General features: G+C 68.8%; 17 protein-coding genes. 10 read left to right on the top strand and 7 right to left on the bottom strand.

Annotated features, from left to right (window positions below):
- Positions 1-45 precede the first annotated feature (45 nt).
- Positions 46-780, bottom strand: coding sequence for a hypothetical protein (locus AB0J62_RS27760; protein ID WP_363877192.1), 735 nt, complete (start codon positions 778-780; stop codon positions 46-48).
- A gap of 61 nt (positions 781-841) precedes the next feature.
- Between AB0J62_RS27760 and AB0J62_RS27755 the strand changes: the two genes are divergently transcribed.
- The 4 genes from AB0J62_RS27755 (at position 842) to AB0J62_RS27740 (ending at position 4,648) form a co-directional block, all read left to right on the top strand.
- On the top strand, positions 842-1,624 hold the full coding sequence (locus tag AB0J62_RS27755; RefSeq protein WP_363877190.1) for an ABC transporter ATP-binding protein: 783 nt from the start codon (positions 842-844) through the stop codon (positions 1,622-1,624).
- A gap of 282 nt (positions 1,625-1,906) precedes the next feature.
- A complete protein-coding gene (locus AB0J62_RS27750; RefSeq protein WP_363877188.1) occupies positions 1,907-2,434 on the top strand; it encodes an NfeD family protein in 528 nt (175 codons plus the stop codon).
- Between the two features lie 158 nt (positions 2,435-2,592).
- Positions 2,593-3,744 carry an SPFH domain-containing protein gene (locus AB0J62_RS27745; RefSeq protein WP_363877186.1) on the top strand — a complete coding sequence of 384 codons (1,152 nt, stop codon included), beginning with the start codon at positions 2,593-2,595 and terminating at the stop codon, positions 3,742-3,744.
- Between the two features lie 157 nt (positions 3,745-3,901).
- The gene (locus AB0J62_RS27740; protein ID WP_363877183.1) at positions 3,902-4,648 is read left to right on the top strand and encodes a sulfite exporter TauE/SafE family protein; all 747 of its coding nucleotides are present in this window, start codon (positions 3,902-3,904) and stop codon (positions 4,646-4,648) included.
- A gap of 34 nt (positions 4,649-4,682) precedes the next feature.
- On the opposite strand, the gene AB0J62_RS27735 is transcribed toward AB0J62_RS27740, so the two are convergent.
- The gene (locus AB0J62_RS27735; protein ID WP_363877182.1) at positions 4,683-5,333 is read right to left on the bottom strand and encodes a TetR/AcrR family transcriptional regulator; all 651 of its coding nucleotides are present in this window, start codon (positions 5,331-5,333) and stop codon (positions 4,683-4,685) included.
- 50 nt (positions 5,334-5,383) lie between these two features.
- Between AB0J62_RS27735 and AB0J62_RS27730 the strand changes: the two genes are divergently transcribed.
- Both AB0J62_RS27730 and AB0J62_RS27725 read left to right on the top strand, forming a co-directional pair.
- Entirely contained in the window at positions 5,384-6,337 is a 954-nt protein-coding gene (locus AB0J62_RS27730) for an NADPH:quinone oxidoreductase family protein (protein WP_363877179.1), read from the top strand.
- 26 nt (positions 6,338-6,363) lie between these two features.
- Positions 6,364-6,795 carry an organic hydroperoxide resistance protein gene (locus AB0J62_RS27725; RefSeq protein ID WP_363877177.1) on the top strand — a complete coding sequence of 144 codons (432 nt, stop codon included), beginning with the start codon at positions 6,364-6,366 and terminating at the stop codon, positions 6,793-6,795.
- A 13-nt stretch (positions 6,796-6,808) separates the two neighbouring features.
- On the opposite strand, the gene AB0J62_RS27720 is transcribed toward AB0J62_RS27725, so the two are convergent.
- The 5 genes from AB0J62_RS27720 to AB0J62_RS27700 form a co-directional block, all read right to left on the bottom strand.
- Entirely contained in the window at positions 6,809-7,633 is an 825-nt protein-coding gene (locus tag AB0J62_RS27720) for a helix-turn-helix transcriptional regulator (RefSeq protein ID WP_134103981.1), read from the bottom strand.
- Between the two features lie 99 nt (positions 7,634-7,732).
- Positions 7,733-8,842: an NAD(P)/FAD-dependent oxidoreductase gene (locus tag AB0J62_RS27715; protein ID WP_363877175.1), complete on the bottom strand. Its 1,110-nt coding sequence runs from the start codon at positions 8,840-8,842 to the stop codon at positions 7,733-7,735.
- 77 nt (positions 8,843-8,919) lie between these two features.
- Complete coding sequence (locus AB0J62_RS27710) at positions 8,920-10,473, bottom strand: LuxR C-terminal-related transcriptional regulator (RefSeq protein WP_363877173.1); 1,554 nt, start codon at positions 10,471-10,473, stop codon at positions 8,920-8,922.
- A gap of 9 nt (positions 10,474-10,482) precedes the next feature.
- On the bottom strand, positions 10,483-11,013 hold the full coding sequence (locus AB0J62_RS27705) for a YbaK/EbsC family protein (protein WP_363877171.1): 531 nt from the start codon (positions 11,011-11,013) through the stop codon (positions 10,483-10,485).
- Positions 11,010-11,312, bottom strand: coding sequence for a GNAT family N-acetyltransferase (locus AB0J62_RS27700; protein ID WP_134099039.1), 303 nt, complete (start codon positions 11,310-11,312; stop codon positions 11,010-11,012). Before AB0J62_RS27700 ends, AB0J62_RS27705 begins: the two co-directional genes overlap by 4 nt.
- A 111-nt stretch (positions 11,313-11,423) precedes the next feature.
- Here AB0J62_RS27700 and AB0J62_RS27695 point away from each other — a divergent pair, with 111 nt between their 5' ends.
- From AB0J62_RS27695 to AB0J62_RS27680, 4 genes are read left to right on the top strand one after another with little or no spacing between them, the layout of a single operon-like run.
- Complete coding sequence (locus AB0J62_RS27695; protein ID WP_363877168.1) at positions 11,424-12,950, top strand: MFS transporter; 1,527 nt, start codon at positions 11,424-11,426, stop codon at positions 12,948-12,950.
- Positions 12,951-12,959: 9 nt separating this feature from the next.
- Positions 12,960-14,411 (top strand): cobyric acid synthase, encoded by a 1,452-nt coding sequence (locus AB0J62_RS27690; protein ID WP_363877166.1) that lies wholly within the window; start codon positions 12,960-12,962, stop codon positions 14,409-14,411.
- Positions 14,408-14,965, top strand: coding sequence for a DinB family protein (locus AB0J62_RS27685; protein ID WP_363877164.1), 558 nt, complete (start codon positions 14,408-14,410; stop codon positions 14,963-14,965). Before AB0J62_RS27690 ends, AB0J62_RS27685 begins: the two co-directional genes overlap by 4 nt.
- Positions 14,958-15,857, top strand: coding sequence for an RNA polymerase sigma-70 factor (locus AB0J62_RS27680; protein WP_363877162.1), 900 nt, complete (start codon positions 14,958-14,960; stop codon positions 15,855-15,857). Before AB0J62_RS27685 ends, AB0J62_RS27680 begins: the two co-directional genes overlap by 8 nt.
- The last annotated feature ends 12 nt before the right edge of the window (positions 15,858-15,869 follow it).

Below are 15,869 nucleotides of genomic sequence, written 5' to 3'. Positions count from 1 at the left end.
GAACGCTACATAAATGAGATGACCGTCCAATGGCCGGTCCGGATCTCAAGCATGAACCGGCGGTGCGCACGCCGCGACCAAAGCCCGCCGGGCCGCGGCGGCGAGGTCGAGAAGCGCCCGCCGACGGGCGTCGGCCTCGGCCCCGGTGACGGCCGAACCGTCGTCCTCGAGGGCAGCGTCCGCGATCGCCAGACAGCGGCGCGCGGTCGCGGCGGTCTTCACCGCGCGCGGTTCGTAGCCGGGAGCAAGATCGTCGCCGCGACCGCGACCGATCTTCCGGATGTCGATCAGCGCGTCCGCGACCTCCGGCTTCCAGCGCGCGACATCGAGCGCCGCCAGCGACTCGGCCGCGTCGATCAAGGCCAGCCGCAGACCACGGTCCGCCTCACCGAAGTCAGCCGGCGCCGGGCTCGCCGCCGGCAGCACGGACCATTGCACGGCCGGTCCGACGTACGACGGAACCAGCCCGAGGTCGGGCCCCGTGAGGACGACGGCCTCGCCGGTCTCCAGGGCGGCCTCGTTGAACGACGGCGGTCCGGCCAGACCGATCGGGTCACCCGGGACGGGCAGCGCGAGGTGCGCCTGCGTCGTACCCGCGGCACGCAGCAGGTTGAGCGCGACCGGCAAGGTGGCAGGCTCGGGATGCCCGGCCAGTCCGGAGACGTGGTGACCGACGTCGTCACCGAGGATCTTCGACGCGGCGGTATCGGGGTCGCAGGCGCCGGTCAGCATCGCGTTCGTCCACACGGTGAACCGTACCGAGGCGGAGGTCGTCAGCACGCCCGCAAGTCTCTCACCACCCGACCACACGCCATCGACGGCGACCCCTTAGGTTTTGAGCATGACTGCAGTGGTGGAGCTGGCCGGGGTGACGATCGTCCGTGGTGGCGCGCGGCTGCTGGACGGGATCGACTGGACGATCGACGAGGCCGACCGCTGGGTGGTGATCGGGCCGAACGGCGCCGGCAAGACCACTCTGCTGCAGATCCTGGCCGCACAGCTTCACCCGACGACAGGTGTCGCAGGGCTGCTCGGTGAAGTGCTCGGCGCCGTCGACGTGTTCGAGCTGCGGCCGCGGATCGGACTCACCAGTGCCGCATTGGCCGACCGGCTGCCCAAGAGCGAGCGGGTCTCCGACGTCGTCGTCTCCGCGTCGTACGCCGTCCTCGGCCGATGGATCGAGCAGTACGACGACCTGGATCACCAGCGCGCCGACGCGCTGCTGGCCGAACTCGGCATCGGGCACCTCGCCGACCGGACCTTCGGCACGCTGTCCGAGGGGGAGCGGAAGCGGGTGCAGATCGCCCGCGCGCTGATGACCGACCCCGAACTGATGCTGATGGACGAGCCGGCGGCCGGCCTCGACCTTACGGGTCGCGAACAGCTTGTCCGCTCGCTCAGCTCGATCGCGACCGCCGTCGGCGCTCCTGCGATGGTCCTCGTCACCCACCACGTCGAGGAGATCCCGCCCGGCTTCACCCACGCCCTTCTCCTCAAGCAGGGCCGGGTCGTGGCAGCCGGTCCGATGGACGAGGCCCTCACCGCCGAAACCCTCAGCGACACCTTCGACCTCGCCCTCACCCTCAAGCAGGAAGACGGCCGCTACACCGCCCGCGCCCTCTAACCGACCCAAGCACTGACCCACCCACGCACTGACCCACCCACGCACTGACCCACCCACGCACTGACCCACCCACGCACTCACCCACGCCGTCCCGGCCACCGCCCCTCGCCTTCCCGCGAACGTCTGAGGGGTCAACCCCGGAATCGGTCGGATAGGCAGGCGGATTCTGGCGGCCAAACCGTGCAACTCAGGGGTTGACCCCTCAGACGTTCGGGGAACTGGGCGGAGGGGTGACGCGTCCAAAGATCTGCTTGCGGGCCGAGACGTGGATAGGCTTGGGAAATGATGGATTGGCTGCGGGACAACGTGTGGGCGGCATGGCTGACGATCGCCGCCGTCCTCGGCCTGGCTGAGCTCGCCTCGCTCGACTTCACGCTGCTGATGCTGGCCGCCGGCGCGCTTACCGCCGCGGGGGTCGCGGCGTTCTTCCCGGGACTGCTCTGGCTGCAGATCGTCGTCGGCCTGATCACCGCGGCCGCGATGCTGGGGGCGATCCGCCCGATGATCGTCCGCAAGATCCATCACGGGACGGAGCTGAAGACCGGCTCGGCGCACATCATCGGCCGGTCCGGGACGGTGGTGAAGGAGATCCACCCCGACGGCGGCGGCTCGATCCGGCTCGGCGGCGAGCTCTGGACCGCCCGGCCGTACGACGAGATCTCGACGATCGCCCCGGGAACGCGGGTCGAGGTGATGCACATCGACGGCGCGACCGCGGTCGTGTACCCGGTCGGCGAACCGTTGCACCACCAGTTGGACCTGCCCGAACCGACCCAGGACCCGAAGCCGTCGGATCCGCCCCAGAGCTGAGCGGTTGAGTGGGCCCCTTCGCGCAGTAGTGTCGAAGGTGCAGGACGTGGAAGTAGCTGCTCGATCAGGCATCCGACGCGCCGGGAACCGGTACGGCGCCTGCCCCGTCGATACGGAAGACTGTCCGTCCTGAGGGTCCGTTCGAGTGGAGGGTCAAAGTGACCGCGTTCCTCATAGTCCTGGCACTGGTCGCCTTAGTGGTGATCGTGACCTTGGTGAAGTCCGTCCGGGTGGTGCAGCAGCAGACCGTCGGGATCGTCGAGCGGTTCGGCAAGTTCAAGACCGGTCTGCAGCCGGGCCTGAACCTGCTGACGCCGTTCGTCGACAAGGTCCGCTACACCATCGACATGCGCGAGCAGGTGGTCGCGTTCCCGCCGCAGGGCGTCATCACCGAGGACAACCTGATGGTGTCGATCGACTCCGTCATCTACTTCCAGGTCAATGACCCGGTCCGGGCGACGTACGAGATCTCGAACTACATCCAGGCCATCGAGCAGCTGACCATGACCACGCTGCGAAACATCATCGGTGGCATGGACCTGGAGCAGACGCTGACGTCGCGCGAAGAGATCAACGAGAAGCTCCGGTACGTGCTGGACGAGGCGACCGGCAAGTGGGGCATCCGGGTCAACCGGGTCGAGCTCCGCTCGATCGACCCGCCGCCCTCGATCCAGGACTCGATGGAGAAGCAGATGCGCGCGGACCGGGACAAGCGCGCCGCGATCCTCACCGCGGAAGGTATGCGGCAGTCCGCCGTCCTGTCCGCCGAGGGTCAGAAGCAGTCCGCGATCCTCACCGCCGAAGGTGACAAGCAGTCCCGCATCCTCCGCGCCGAGGCCGAGCGGCAGGCACGGATCCTGAAGGCGCAGGGTGAGGCGCAGGCCATCACCACGGTCTTCAACGCGATCCACGCCGGCAAGCCGGACCAGGGTCTGCTCGCGTACCAGTACCTGCAGATGCTGCCGTCGATCGCCCAGGGCGACGCGAACAAGCTGTGGATCGTGCCGAGCGAGATCGGCGACGCGCTCAAGGGTCTCGGCAGTGCGGTCGGCCAGGTGGCCGGCATCACCCAGAAGGCCGAGGGCGAGTGGCATGCGCCGGAGCTGTCCAACGGCGAGGTGACGGAGCTCGAGTCGTCCGCGGCCGCGCCGGCTGCGGTGGCCGAGGCCGACAACGCCGTGCGCGAGGCGATCGCGGCTGCCGAGTCCGCGGCCGTCAGCACCCGCAGCCAGGCCGCGCCCAGCACCCCGTCGATCCCGCCGCCTGCTCCTTCCCAGGAGCCGCCGGCCGCGGAGCCGCCGCAGCGCTGAGGTGAGCTGACAGCTGCACGTCGTTCCACGAAGGCCTCCCCGGTCGTGCGGGGAGGCCTTCGTGCTGTCGATTGACGACCAGTCGATCGCATACTGTCTGCTCAACGTGCGGACTGGTGAGCGCGAGGCGGGATCGGGTGCGTAAAGTCAGGCCACGATGACATGGTACGAAGCGGTGTTCGTCCTGCTGGCGGGGATGGGCGCGGGAACGATCAACGCCGTCGTGGGGTCGGGCACATTGCTCACCTTCCCCGCGTTGCTTGCCGTCGGCATCCCACCGGTGCTCGCGAACGTCAGCAATACCGTCGGTCTGGCACCCGGTACCGCGGCCGGCGCGATCGGCTACCGGCGCGAGCTCGAAGGCCAGCGCGGCCGCATGTTGCGGTTGATCCCGGCGTCGCTGGCCGGCGGCATCGTCGGGGGAGTGCTGCTACTGACGCTGCCGGACTCCGCGTTCCACGCCGTCGTACCGGTGCTGATCCTGCTCGGCTGTCTGCTGGTCGCGTTCCAGCCGTGGCTGTCGAAATGGATCAGCACTCCGTCACACCTGCATCGCGGCGCCTGGTGGGTGATCCCGGCCGTCTTCGCCACCGGTGTGTACGGCGGGTACTTCGGCGCCGCGCAAGGCGTGCTGCTGATGGCGATCCTGGGCCTCGGCCTGGACTCGAACCTGCAGCGGATGAACGGCTTGAAGAACGTTCTGGCCACGGTCGTGAACAGCGTCGCGGCGATCCTGTTCATCATCGTCCACGACATCGACTGGCTCGCGGCCGGCCTGATCGCGGTCGGCTCGACGATCGGCGGTTTCGTCGGCGCGCGCTACGGCCGCAAGCTGCCGCCGATCGCACTCCGCACCCTCATCGTCTGCATAGGCGTCCTGGCCATCGTGACCCTGGTGTTCTGAAGGAACGAGAAAGAAAAGGGGGAGAGCGAGGTCGTCATGCTGGTGTTCTGAGCTGCAGACCGGCCAGCAGTAGATCCAGCCCGTAGTCGAACTGCTCGTCGCCGCCCGTCGTACGGGCCAGCTCCGGCGCGAGCTCGACAACCGACGGGAAGTCGCGCGCCGACAGCGACTCCATCGACGCCCGCAGCCTCCGCCACGCCTCGGGATCGCGTCGCTCGGCCGCCATCTGGATCTCCCACGACGTCGAGCCGAGCACGTAGGTGAACAACGTCGTATGCGTGCGGGCCGCCGTCTCCGCGTCGAACCCGGCCGCTCGCAGTACGCCGAGGAGCCCCTCGGCGACGCGCGCCGTTTCGTGGCCGCTCAACGGCCGTCCGGCGAGTAGTTGCGCAAGGCAAGGATGCTGAAGCATCAGTAGCCGTAACGACCGGCAGACCGCGCGCACCTGGTCCGGCCACGCCGCGTCACCGGGCACGGCGGGCAGCAATCCCATCAGGTGGTCGCGGACGGCGTCGTACAGCTCGTCCTTGTTACGGAAATAGGTGTAGAGCGCCATCGGGCCGACACCGAGCTCGGCGGCCACGCCGCGCAGACTGAAAGCGTCCGTGCCGCGCGACTCCATCAACTCCAGTGCGGTCCGCACGATCAGTTCCGGGCTGAGCGTGTTCCGCGGTGTCCTGGCCATGTGACGCACCTCCCTTCGACGTTCATAACGTACAGTGTATAGTACGGTGTATGCGAGCCATTCAGATCACCGAGTTCGGTGGACCCGAGGTCCTGAAGATCAGCGATGTCCCGGAGCCGGTCGCCGGCGACGGACAGGTCCTGATCACGGTCGACCGCGCGGGTATCAACTACGCCGACACGCACCAGGTCGAGAACAGCTACTTGTCCAAGGCCGAGCTCCCGATGATCCCGGGCGGCGAGGTGGTCGGCCGTACTGCGGACGGTCGTCGCGTCGTGGCCCTCACCGGCTCCGGCGGATACGCCGAGAAGGCGCTGATCCACCCGATGCGGGCCTGGGACGTGCCGGAAGGTGTCACCGACGGCCAGGCGCTCGCGCTGATCGTGCAGGGCGCGACCGCGTGGTACATGCTGAAGTACTCGTCGCACCTGCAGGCCGGTGAGTCCGTCCTGGTTCACGCAGGCGCCGGTGGCGTCGGCCACCTGTCCATCCAGCTCGCGAAGCTGTGGGGCGCCGGCCGGGTGATCGCGACCGCGTCGTCCGAGGAAAAGCGGCAGCAGACCCTCGAGCTCGGCGCCGACGTGGCCATCGACGGCACGCCGGAAGGCCTGAAGGACCGCATCCTCGAGGCGAATGGCGGCAAGCCGGTGGACATCGTGCTGGAGATGGTCGGCGGGCCGACGTTCGACGAGTCGTTCGCCGCGCTGGCGCCGTTCGGCCGCCTGGTGACGTTCGGGGCGGCAGGCCGCGAGGCCGCCAAGCCGATCGAGCCCGCCCGGCTGATGAAGGGTTCGAAGACGGTCGCCGGCTTCTGGCTGGTCGACTGCCTCCGCGACCCGCAGCGCTTCGGCGCGGCGCTGACCGAGCTGTTCGAGTTGACCGCGAGCGGCCGGCTGCGCCCGATCGTCGGCGGGGAGTACGCGCTGTCCGACGCCGCCACTGCCCATGAAGACATGCGTGCCCGCAAGACCGTGGGCAAGCTCCTGCTCGACCCCACTCGCTAGACCTCATCAACCAGGAGAAACCAGATATGACGATCGCTGTTGAGAAAGTTCTGTACACCGCCCGCGCCACCGCAGACGGCGGCCGCGACGGCAAGGTATCGACTGACGACGGCAAGCTCGCCGTCACGGTCGCGCCGCCGGTCGAGATGGGTGGCAATGGCAACGGCACGAACCCGGAGCAGCTGTTCGCGGCCGGGTACGCGGCCTGCTTCCACAGCGCGCTGAAGCTGGTCGCGCGCAAGGCTCGCCAGGACTCGGACGGCTCGACCGTCACCGCCGAGGTCGGCATCGGCCCGATCAACGGCGGCGCCGGCTACGGCCTGCAGGTCGAGCTCGTGGTGAGCCTGCCGGGTGTCGAGCGCGCGGTCGCCGAGGAGCTCGTCGCCAAGGCGCACGAGGTCTGCCCGTACTCCAACGCCACCCGCGGCAACATCGAGGTCGACCTCAAGGTCGCCTGAGGCTAGATCTGACTCAGATACGGGCGAGGGCCTCTTTCAGGAGGCCCTCGGTCGCGGACACCGGGGCTGCCGAGATGGTCAGGCCCTCCATGATCGCGACGTACTCGTCCACCTCCTCGAGCTTGTCGAGGTACAGCGCGCTCGCCGCGTGCTCGATGTAGACGATGTCCGGCAGGTCGCCCTCCGGGAACCGCAACAGGCTGAACGCGCCGCCCGCACCGGCGTACCCGACGCTGCTGAACGGCATTACCTGCAGGGTGATGTTCGGCTGCTGCGACCACATGATCAGATGCTCGATCTGCGCTCGCAGCACCTTCTCGCCGCCGACCGGCCGGTGCAGCACCGATTCGTCGATGACAACCCAGAGGCGGGCCGGGTTCGCGCGAGTGAGGATCTGCTGCCGGGTCACGCGGAGCTCGACCCGCTGGTCGACCTCCTGGTGCGGCAGGAACGTCGACTTGCCGAGCTGGACCATGGCCCGCGCGTACTCCTCGGTCTGCAGCAGCCCGGGGACGAACATCACTTCGTACGTCCGGATCAGCGCCGCGGCGACCTCGAGGCCGACGTAGTTGGTGAACCAGCTCGGCATGACATCGCCGTACCGCGACCACCAGCCGGGGTTGTTCGCGGCCCGGGCCAGCTCCATCAGCCGGAACCGCTCATCCTCGTCGGCCATCCCGTACAGCTCGAGCAGGTCGCTCACATCGCGTTCCTTGAACCCGACCCGGCCGAGCTCCATCCGGCTGACCTTGGACTCCGAGGCCCGGATCTGCCAGCCCGCGTCGGCGCGACTGATCCCGGCGGCTTCACGCATCCGCCGCAGCTGCCCACCCAGCATGATCCGCAGAGCGGTCGGGCCACCGTCGCCACCGCTCACCGACACCTGATCACTCACCCTGACCCACGCCCAGCCACGCACCCATTTCAGCCGGTGATGCTACCGCCTGTCCACGGGTATCGTCCGATCGGCGCTCCGCCGGGTGAGACGAGCGGCGTGTCGGGTCAAATGCTTGACGAGGAAGCGAGCGTCGCGGTCCACGCCCTGGATGCTGGCGGATGCGATCGCGTACTGGAAATCGAGCCCGAGGAAATACAGCCCGGGGATGTCGGAAGCCACGCCCCGCTCGTGCCGCGGCCGGCCGTCGTCGCCGAACACCGGCAGGTCGATCCAGCTGTGGTCCGGATCGGAACCGGTGCACCAGACCACATTCGTCACGTCGTCGACTACGTCGCCGTCCGCCGTGACCGGCTTGCCGTCGCGGACGCCGACGATCCGGCTCAGCCGTTCGATGCCGGCCGCATCGAGATGGTCGAGCTTGTTGCGGGTCAGCGGCAGACCGTTCTTCAGCGCGTTCTCGATCGCCTTGCGGCCCATCGGCGTACGTCGGGTGAGGACGTACTTGAAGAGGAACATGACGACCGGCGTGAACACGTGGCCGACGGTCGAGTCGATGTCGACCGGCACCTGTCCGGGGTGCCGTCCGGCCAGCAGAGTGCGATGGGTCTTGACCGCCTCGAGGGCGACGTCGGTGCCAGAGTTGGCCGCGCCAACGATCAGGACGGTACCGTCCCGCAGCTGTGCGGGATTGCGGTAGTCCAGCGAATGCAGCTGCCGGATCGACGGATCGAGTTCACCGGCGAAGGACGGCCACCGCCGCCTGCTGTGCATCCCGGCCGCCACCACGACCTGGTCGGCCCGCCAGTCGCCGGCGTTCGTCTCCACCACGAACCCGTCGCCGTCGCGCGACAACCGCGTCACGCGTACGCCGGTCCGTACGGGCAGTTCGTGATGGGTGGCGTACTGCTCGAGGTAGTCGGCCATCTCGTCCCGGCTCGGACAGTCCTTGGTGCTGATGCGCAAACCCGGCAGACTCGCGTACCGCGGCAGGCTGAAGAGCCGCAACGAGTCGTACCGTCCCCGCCAGCAGTCACCCACGCGGTCGTTCCCGTCCAGCACGACGAAGTCCTCACCCCGCTGGCGCAGGTAGTACGCCATCGCAAGTCCAGCCTGCCCCGCCCCGACCACCACAACCCCGACCCTGTCCATAAGTTCAAGGTAGGGCGGCCCAGCACCACGCACATCCACCTATCACGCCAAGTCAGCCAGCAGGCAGGTGGTCATTTCTACCCAGTTAGGCCGTGCTCGTATGCATAGGCTGTCGCCGCGGCTCTGCTGGAGACATCGAGCTTCCCGAAGATGTTGCTGACATGTCGGGCGACTGTTCGTTCACTGAGGAACAACTGATCGGCAACCGCCCGGTTCGTGGCGCCTGTCGCGAGCAACCGCAGGACTTCCAGTTCCCGCGCGCTGAGTCTGCTGCTGTTGTTCGGCTGTTCGGTCATCGTCAGGTCGCCGTCGGCGCCGAGGCGTGCGAAGACGGCTCGGGCGCCGTCGAGCTCCATCTGCTCCGCGTCGGTGTCTCCGAGCTGCCGGCAGGCGTCTGCGACCAGCAGCCGTGCTCGAGCGCCTTCGTACGGAATCTCCAGTCGCTGCCACAGCGTGCACGCCCGCCGCAACGGCGCGATCGCGCCCCGCGGATCACCGCATGCGAGCCGCACCGCACCCTCGGAGTACGCCGCCAACGCCTGCAGGTACGGCGATTCCGCCGGAGCGAGCTCGTTGAGCTCGGCGGAAGCCTTACGTGCGGTCTCGCGGTCGGAGCACTCGATCGCCAGTTCGACCCGCGCCGCGAGCAGCATCGGGCGATTCGGCGAGAACAGGTCCTCGGCGAGCGCCCGCTCCAGCCCGGCGATCGCCACGTCGAACCTGCCCTGTGCGGCTCGCAGACGCGCCAGACCAGGCTGGACGTCCATTCCGTCACCGGCAGCCAGTTGGTACGCGTGCTCGGCAGCCTCGAAGTTGCCGCGTTGGCGCTCCACCTCGGCCAGGCGGTACCACGCCGAGCCGACCGTTCCCGCCGACAGCCGGCGGCACGCGTCCTCGGCTGCGTCGGCGGCCTCGGCCCAGGCGCCGCGGAACTGGAGGATCTGGGCGCGGTGCACCAGGCAGGCGCCACGGTAGGGGACCAGGCCGGGCTGCGAGTCACACCAGCCGGTGAGAGCGCGCGTCCACTCCTGCGCGCGGCGGATGTCGTACATGTTGAGACAGAGGGCGATCACCGAGCAGTACGCCATCCCGGTGACCTCGGGGCCGACCTGGCCGCCGGTGACGTGGACCATCGCCTCGTCGAGGGCGAGCAGCGCCTCGGCTCCGCGACCCAGCATGGCGAGACAGTTCCCGCGGCCGAGCGCCGCCAGCACGATCGTGTCCGGTTCGGTCGCCCACTGCAGGTTCTGTTCGAACAATGGCAGCGCAGCGGCCGGATCACCGGAGTTCATCTTCAACGCGGCCTCGGCCATCGCGACCCGCCCGGCAAGCTCGACATTCCCCTCCGGCACGAGGCGTGCGATCCGTGCCAGCCAGCCGGCCGCGCGGGAGAGCTCACCACGCTGTTGCAGGTGGAAGCCGAGCCAGAACCCACTCCGGACCGCCGCATCGGCGTCGCCACGGGCGAGATGTCCCTCGACCGCTCGCTCGCGGTACGCCGCCACCTCGTCGTCGTGACCGAGAACGAAAGCAGCAACCGCGAGCCGTTCGAGCTCGGCCGGTGGGAGTGGAGCACGCTGGTCCGCCGCCGTCAGTTCGGCGTACTCCGCGGGCCAGTCGTGCTGCTCCATCGTCGGACCCTAGTGCTGCGCCAGGTCCAGGACTGTTGCTGTCGGCAACTTCGCGAGCTCGGCGCCGTCGACCAGCAGCTTCGACCCACGGATCCCGCTGCCGATCACCACCTGCCCGGCGTTCACCACCGCCTCGTCGACGAGCACCGGCCAGTCCGCCGGCAGTCCGATCGGCGTGATCCCGCCGTACTCCATGCTCGTCGTGCTGACCGCGTCGTGCTGGGCCGCGAACGAGATCTTCCGTACGCCGAGGTGCTTGCGGATCACGCCGTTCACGTCGGCCCGGTCGGTCGCCAGCACCAGCACCGCGGCGTACGACTCCTCGCCGCCCCGCTTGCCGAGCACGATCACGCAGTTCGCCGACGCCGCCATCGGTACGTCGTACTCCGCGCAGAACGCCGCGGTGTCGGCCAGTTCCGCGTCGATCGCCGCCGCGTACGCCGTGACGCCGTCGAGCCCGGCGCGAACCGGCGCGGCGAGCAACTCCGGCACCTCGGCCGCGGGCTGCCAGTCGAGCTTGCCCATCACCGGCGCGGTCACTTGGCCTCCGGCAGCTTGACGAGGTCGGCGTACTCCGCGTGTTCCTGCAGGAATTCCTGGTAGAACGGGCAGGCCGGCTTGACCCGGAGCCCGAGGGCCCGCGCGTCGTCGAGGGACTTCGTCGCGATCCGCCCGGCCACGCCGCGGCCGCGGAACTCGGGCAGCGTCTCGGCGTGCAGGAAGGCGATCACGCCCGGGTGCAGCTTGTAGTCGACGAAGCCCATCAGGGTGCCGTCGGCGTCGTGCGCCTCGTACCGACTCTTGTCCTTGGCGTCCACGACATCGATGTTTCTCTCCATGCGGCAACTCTAGCCACCTCGATCGCGCAGTGACCGACGGTTTGGATCACGTCACTCCTGGGGTACCGGCGCAGGTGGTGTTCGAACCACTTGGGCCTGGGAGGAGCAGGGATGAGCGAGCACGCGCTGGAGCAGGGAAAAGCGATACCGAGTCTCGTGCCGGCCAGGATGGACCGGCTGCCGTGGACTCGGTTCCACTGGATGATCGTCGTCGGTCTGGGTGTCTCCTGGATCCTCGACGGCCTCGAGATCCAGCTGGTGTCACTGGTCGGGAACGTGCTGAAGGAGCCGGAGACCCTGCACCTGAGCACGTCGCAGGTCGGCCTGATGGCATCGGTCTATCTGGGCGGTGAGGTGGTCGGAGCGCTGGTCTTCGGCCGGTTGACCGACCGGCTCGGCCGGCGCAGCCTGTTCATCGTCACGCTGCTCGTCTACCTGCTCGCATCCGGTCTCGCCGGGCTGTCCTGGGACATCACCTCGCTGCTGATCTTCCGGTTCATCGCCGGTATGGGAATCGGCGGTGAGTACGCCGCGATCAACTCCGCGATCGACGAGCTGATCCCGTCGCGCTACCGGGGTCGCGTCGACATCGGCGTGAACGGCACCTACTGGGCCGGCGCGCTGATCGGCTCCGCGGTCGGCCTGGTGTTCCTGAACAAGGACATCATCCCGATCGAGTGGGGCTGGCGGCTGTGCTTCCTGATCGGCCCGGTGATGGGCCTGGTCATCATCTACCTGCGGCGGCACATCCCGGAGAGCCCGCGCTGGCTGATGACGCACGGCCGGGTCGAGGAGGCCGAACGCACTGTCGACGACATCGAGGAGACGGTCCGGCAGCAGGGCGGCGAACTGCGCGAGGTCCGTGACGACGAGGCGATCGAGCTGGTCGACTATCCGCCGGTGACGTACCGCGAGATCGCCCGCGTGATGCTGCGCGACTACCGCAGCCGCTCGTTCCTCGGGTTCTCGATGATGGTCACGCAGGCGTTCCTCTACAACGCGATCTTCTTCACCTACGCGCTGGTGCTGAAGTCGTACTTCGGCCTGAGCGATTCGAGTGTCGCGCTGTACTTCTTCCCGTTCGCGATCGGCAACCTGGCCGGCCCGCTGCTGCTCGGTCGTCTGTTCGATACGATCGGCCGGCGGAAGATGATCCTCGGCACCTACACGCTGTCGGCGGTCGTGCTGTTCGTCACCGCGCTGCTGTTCAACGCCGGCGTGCTGAACGCGGCCTCGCTGACCGGACTGTGGTGCGTGGTGTTCTTCTTCGCGTCGGCCGGCGCGTCGTCGGCGTACCTGACGGTGAGCGAGATCTTCCCGATCGAGCTCCGCGGCCAGGCGATCTCGTTCTTCTTCGCGATCTCGCAGCTGACCGGTGGTGTGATCGCGCCGTTCCTGTTCGCGTCGCTGATCGGTTCGGGCGACAACCCGGCGCGCGGGCCGCTGACGGTCGGTTACATCGTCGGCGCGGCCGTGATGCTGGCCGGCGGGATCATCGCCTGGGTGTTCGGCGTGGACGCCGAGGGCCAGTCGCTGGAGAACGTCGCCAAGCCGCTCTCGGCGACCGGCGGAGCCACCCGGTTCCAGGGCGCGACGCCGCGGGTGCCGCGGATCGAGCGCCGCAACCCGGAACCCTAAGATGACCGGGTGGGTTCGCTGCTGATCGCTGGTACGACGTCGGATGCCGGCAAGACGACCGTGGTCACCGGCATCTGCCGTTGGCTGGCGCGGCAGGGCGTGCGGGTCGCGCCGTACAAGGCGCAGAACATGTCGAACAACTCGATGGTCTGCGCCGACGGCACCGAGATCGGCCGGGCGCAGTGGATCCAGGCCGTTGCCGCGGGCGCCGAACCCGAGGCGGCGATGAACCCGGTGCTGCTCAAGCCGGGCAGCGATCGCCGCAGCCACGTCGTGCTGATGGGACAGCCCTGGGGCGAGCTGAGCGCGCGGGGCTTCCTGACCGAGCGGGCCGAGCTGGCCAAGGCCGCGTTCGCGGCGTACGACGATCTCGCGTCGAGGTACGACGTGGTGATCAGCGAGGGCGCGGGCAGTCCGACCGAGATCAACCTGCGGCAGTCCGACTACGTGAACCTGGGGCTCGCGCAGCACACGAGGGCGCCGGTCGTCGTGGTCGGTGACATCGACCGCGGGGGAGTGTTCGCGTCGATGTTCGGCACGGTCGCGTTGCTCGACGCGGCCGATCAGGCCCTGGTCAGCGGATTCCTGGTGAACAAGTTCCGCGGCGACGTCTCGCTCCTGCAGCCCGGGATCGACATGCTCGCCTCCGTCACCGGCCGCCCGACGTACGGGGTGCTGCCGTGGCTGCCCGAGCTGTGGCTGGACTCCGAGGACGCACTCGACATCCCGGTACGACGCACCTCGCCGGGCGACCTGCTGACGATCGCGGCCGTGCGCTTCCCGCGAATCAGCAACTTCACCGACCTGGACGCGCTCGCGGTCGAGCCGACGAACAGCGTGTTCTTCACCACCAGCCCCGCGGAGATCCGCGACGCCGATCTGGTCGTCCTCCCCGGCTCCCGCGCCACCGTCGCCGACCTGGCCTGGCTGCGTGCCAACGGCCTGGCCGACGCCATCACCACGCGGGTCGCCTCCGGTCTGCCGGTTCTCGGTATCTGTGGCGGATACCAGGTGCTCGGATCAGTCGTCTCCGATCCGCACGCAGTCGAGTCGGGCGGCGATCACCCCGGGCTGAACCTGTTGCCCGTCGCAACCACCTTTGCCCGCGAGAAGACGTTGGCACGGCCCACGATGACGGCGTACGAGATCCACCACGGCGTGGTTGAGGTGACCGGATCGGCGGACGCGTTCCCGGGTGGTTGCCGCCTGGGCAACACCTGGGGAACCATCTGGCACGGCCTGCTCGACGACGACGCCGCGCGGCACGCCTTCCTCGCCGAAGTCGCGAACCTGACCGGCAAGCCCGCGCCCGACGGCTCCGTCTCGTTCGCCGGCCTGCGCGCCGAGCGGCTGGACCGTCTTGCCGACATGATCGAGGAGTACGCCGACACGGCCGCCCTGATGCGGCTGATCGAGCACGGCCCGCCGCCCGTCCCCTTCGTCCCACCAGGAGCCCCGTGAAGACCGAGCTGCAGACCTACCTCCAGGGCACTCGCGCGTTGATGCTCGCGAAGCTCGAAGGGCTGAGCGAGTACGACCGCCGCCGTCCGCTGGTCCCGTCCGGCACCAACCTGCTCGGGCTGGTCAAGCACCTGGCCGGTATCGAGTACGTCTACCTCGGGACGAGCGTGGGCCGACCACCGGCGGAGCAACTGCCCTGGGAGGCGGACGGCTCAGTGTGGGACGGCGCCGACATGTGGGCCAGTCCGACCGAGTCGACGGAGTACCTCACCGACCTCTACCGCCAGGCCTGCGCGCACAGCGACCGTTCGATCGCCGACCTCGACCTGGACCACCCGGCCGAGGTCCCGCACTGGCCGGAGGGCAGCCGCACTACGACGTTCGGCGCGCTCCTCGTGCGCGTCGTCGACGAGACCGCGCACCACGCCGGCCACGCGGACATCATCCGCGAACTGATCGACGGCCAGGGCGGCAAGGATGCCCTCGACGAGACTGCCCGGACCGACTTCTACACCACGATCCAGCAAGCGGCGGAGACGTTCCTCGGTGAATGACTTCGAGCGTCTGCGCGGGCGGTTGTTCGGGATCGCTTACCGGATGACCGGGACCGCGACCGACGCCGAGGAGATCCTGCAGGACGCCTGGCTGCGCTGGCAGGCCACCGACCGTACGTCGGTGCGCGACCCGGACGCGTACCTCGCGAAAACCGTCACCAACCTGTCGATCAAGCAGCTCACGTCCGCGCGAGCCCGACGCGAGCTGTACGTCGGGGAGTGGCTGCCGGAGCCGGTGCTGACCGGGCGGCCCGAGCTCGACACGCTCGAGGTGGTTGCCGAGCGGGACTCGGTGTCGTTCGCGCTGCTGCTGTTGCTGGAGCGGCTCACCCCGGCCGAGCGTGCGGCGTACGTCCTGCACGAAGCGTTCGGGTACAGCCATCGTGAGGTGGCGGAGCTGATCGGGACGACCGACGCCAACGCCAGGCAGTTGCTGTCCCGCGCGCGCAAACGGGTGGTCGCCGACTCCCGGCGCGAGCAGACAGTTGACCGGACGGCCTGGCGGGAGCTCGTCGACCGGTTCCTTGCGGCGGCGCAGTCGGGCGAGATCGAGCAGCTCGAGCGACTGCTGGCCGAGGACGTGGTCTCCACCGCGGACGGCGGCGGCAAGGTGGTCGCGGCCCGGAACCCGGTCGTCGGACGGACCTTCGTGGCGCGGTATCTGATCGGGACGCTGCAGAAATTCGGCGCCGGAGTAGTTGTCCGCTTCGCGGAGGCGAACGGGGAGCCGGTGCTGGTCGCCGAGAGCCCCGACGGGCTGACGGCTGTGTGCTTCGTCGAGGTCGGTCCGCAGGGCGTGAGCGAGCTGCGGTTCGTGATGAATCCGGACAAGCTCGCTTTCGCGGCGACGCAGTTGTCACAGATCGGAGGGCTGACGGATCTGAGCTGGTGACCGAAGGGACAC

The organism is Kribbella sp. NPDC049584 (genome assembly GCF_040675555.1).
Lineage (GTDB): Bacteria > Actinomycetota > Actinomycetes > Propionibacteriales > Kribbellaceae > Kribbella.
This window is presented reverse-complemented; position numbering and strand designations above follow the sequence as displayed.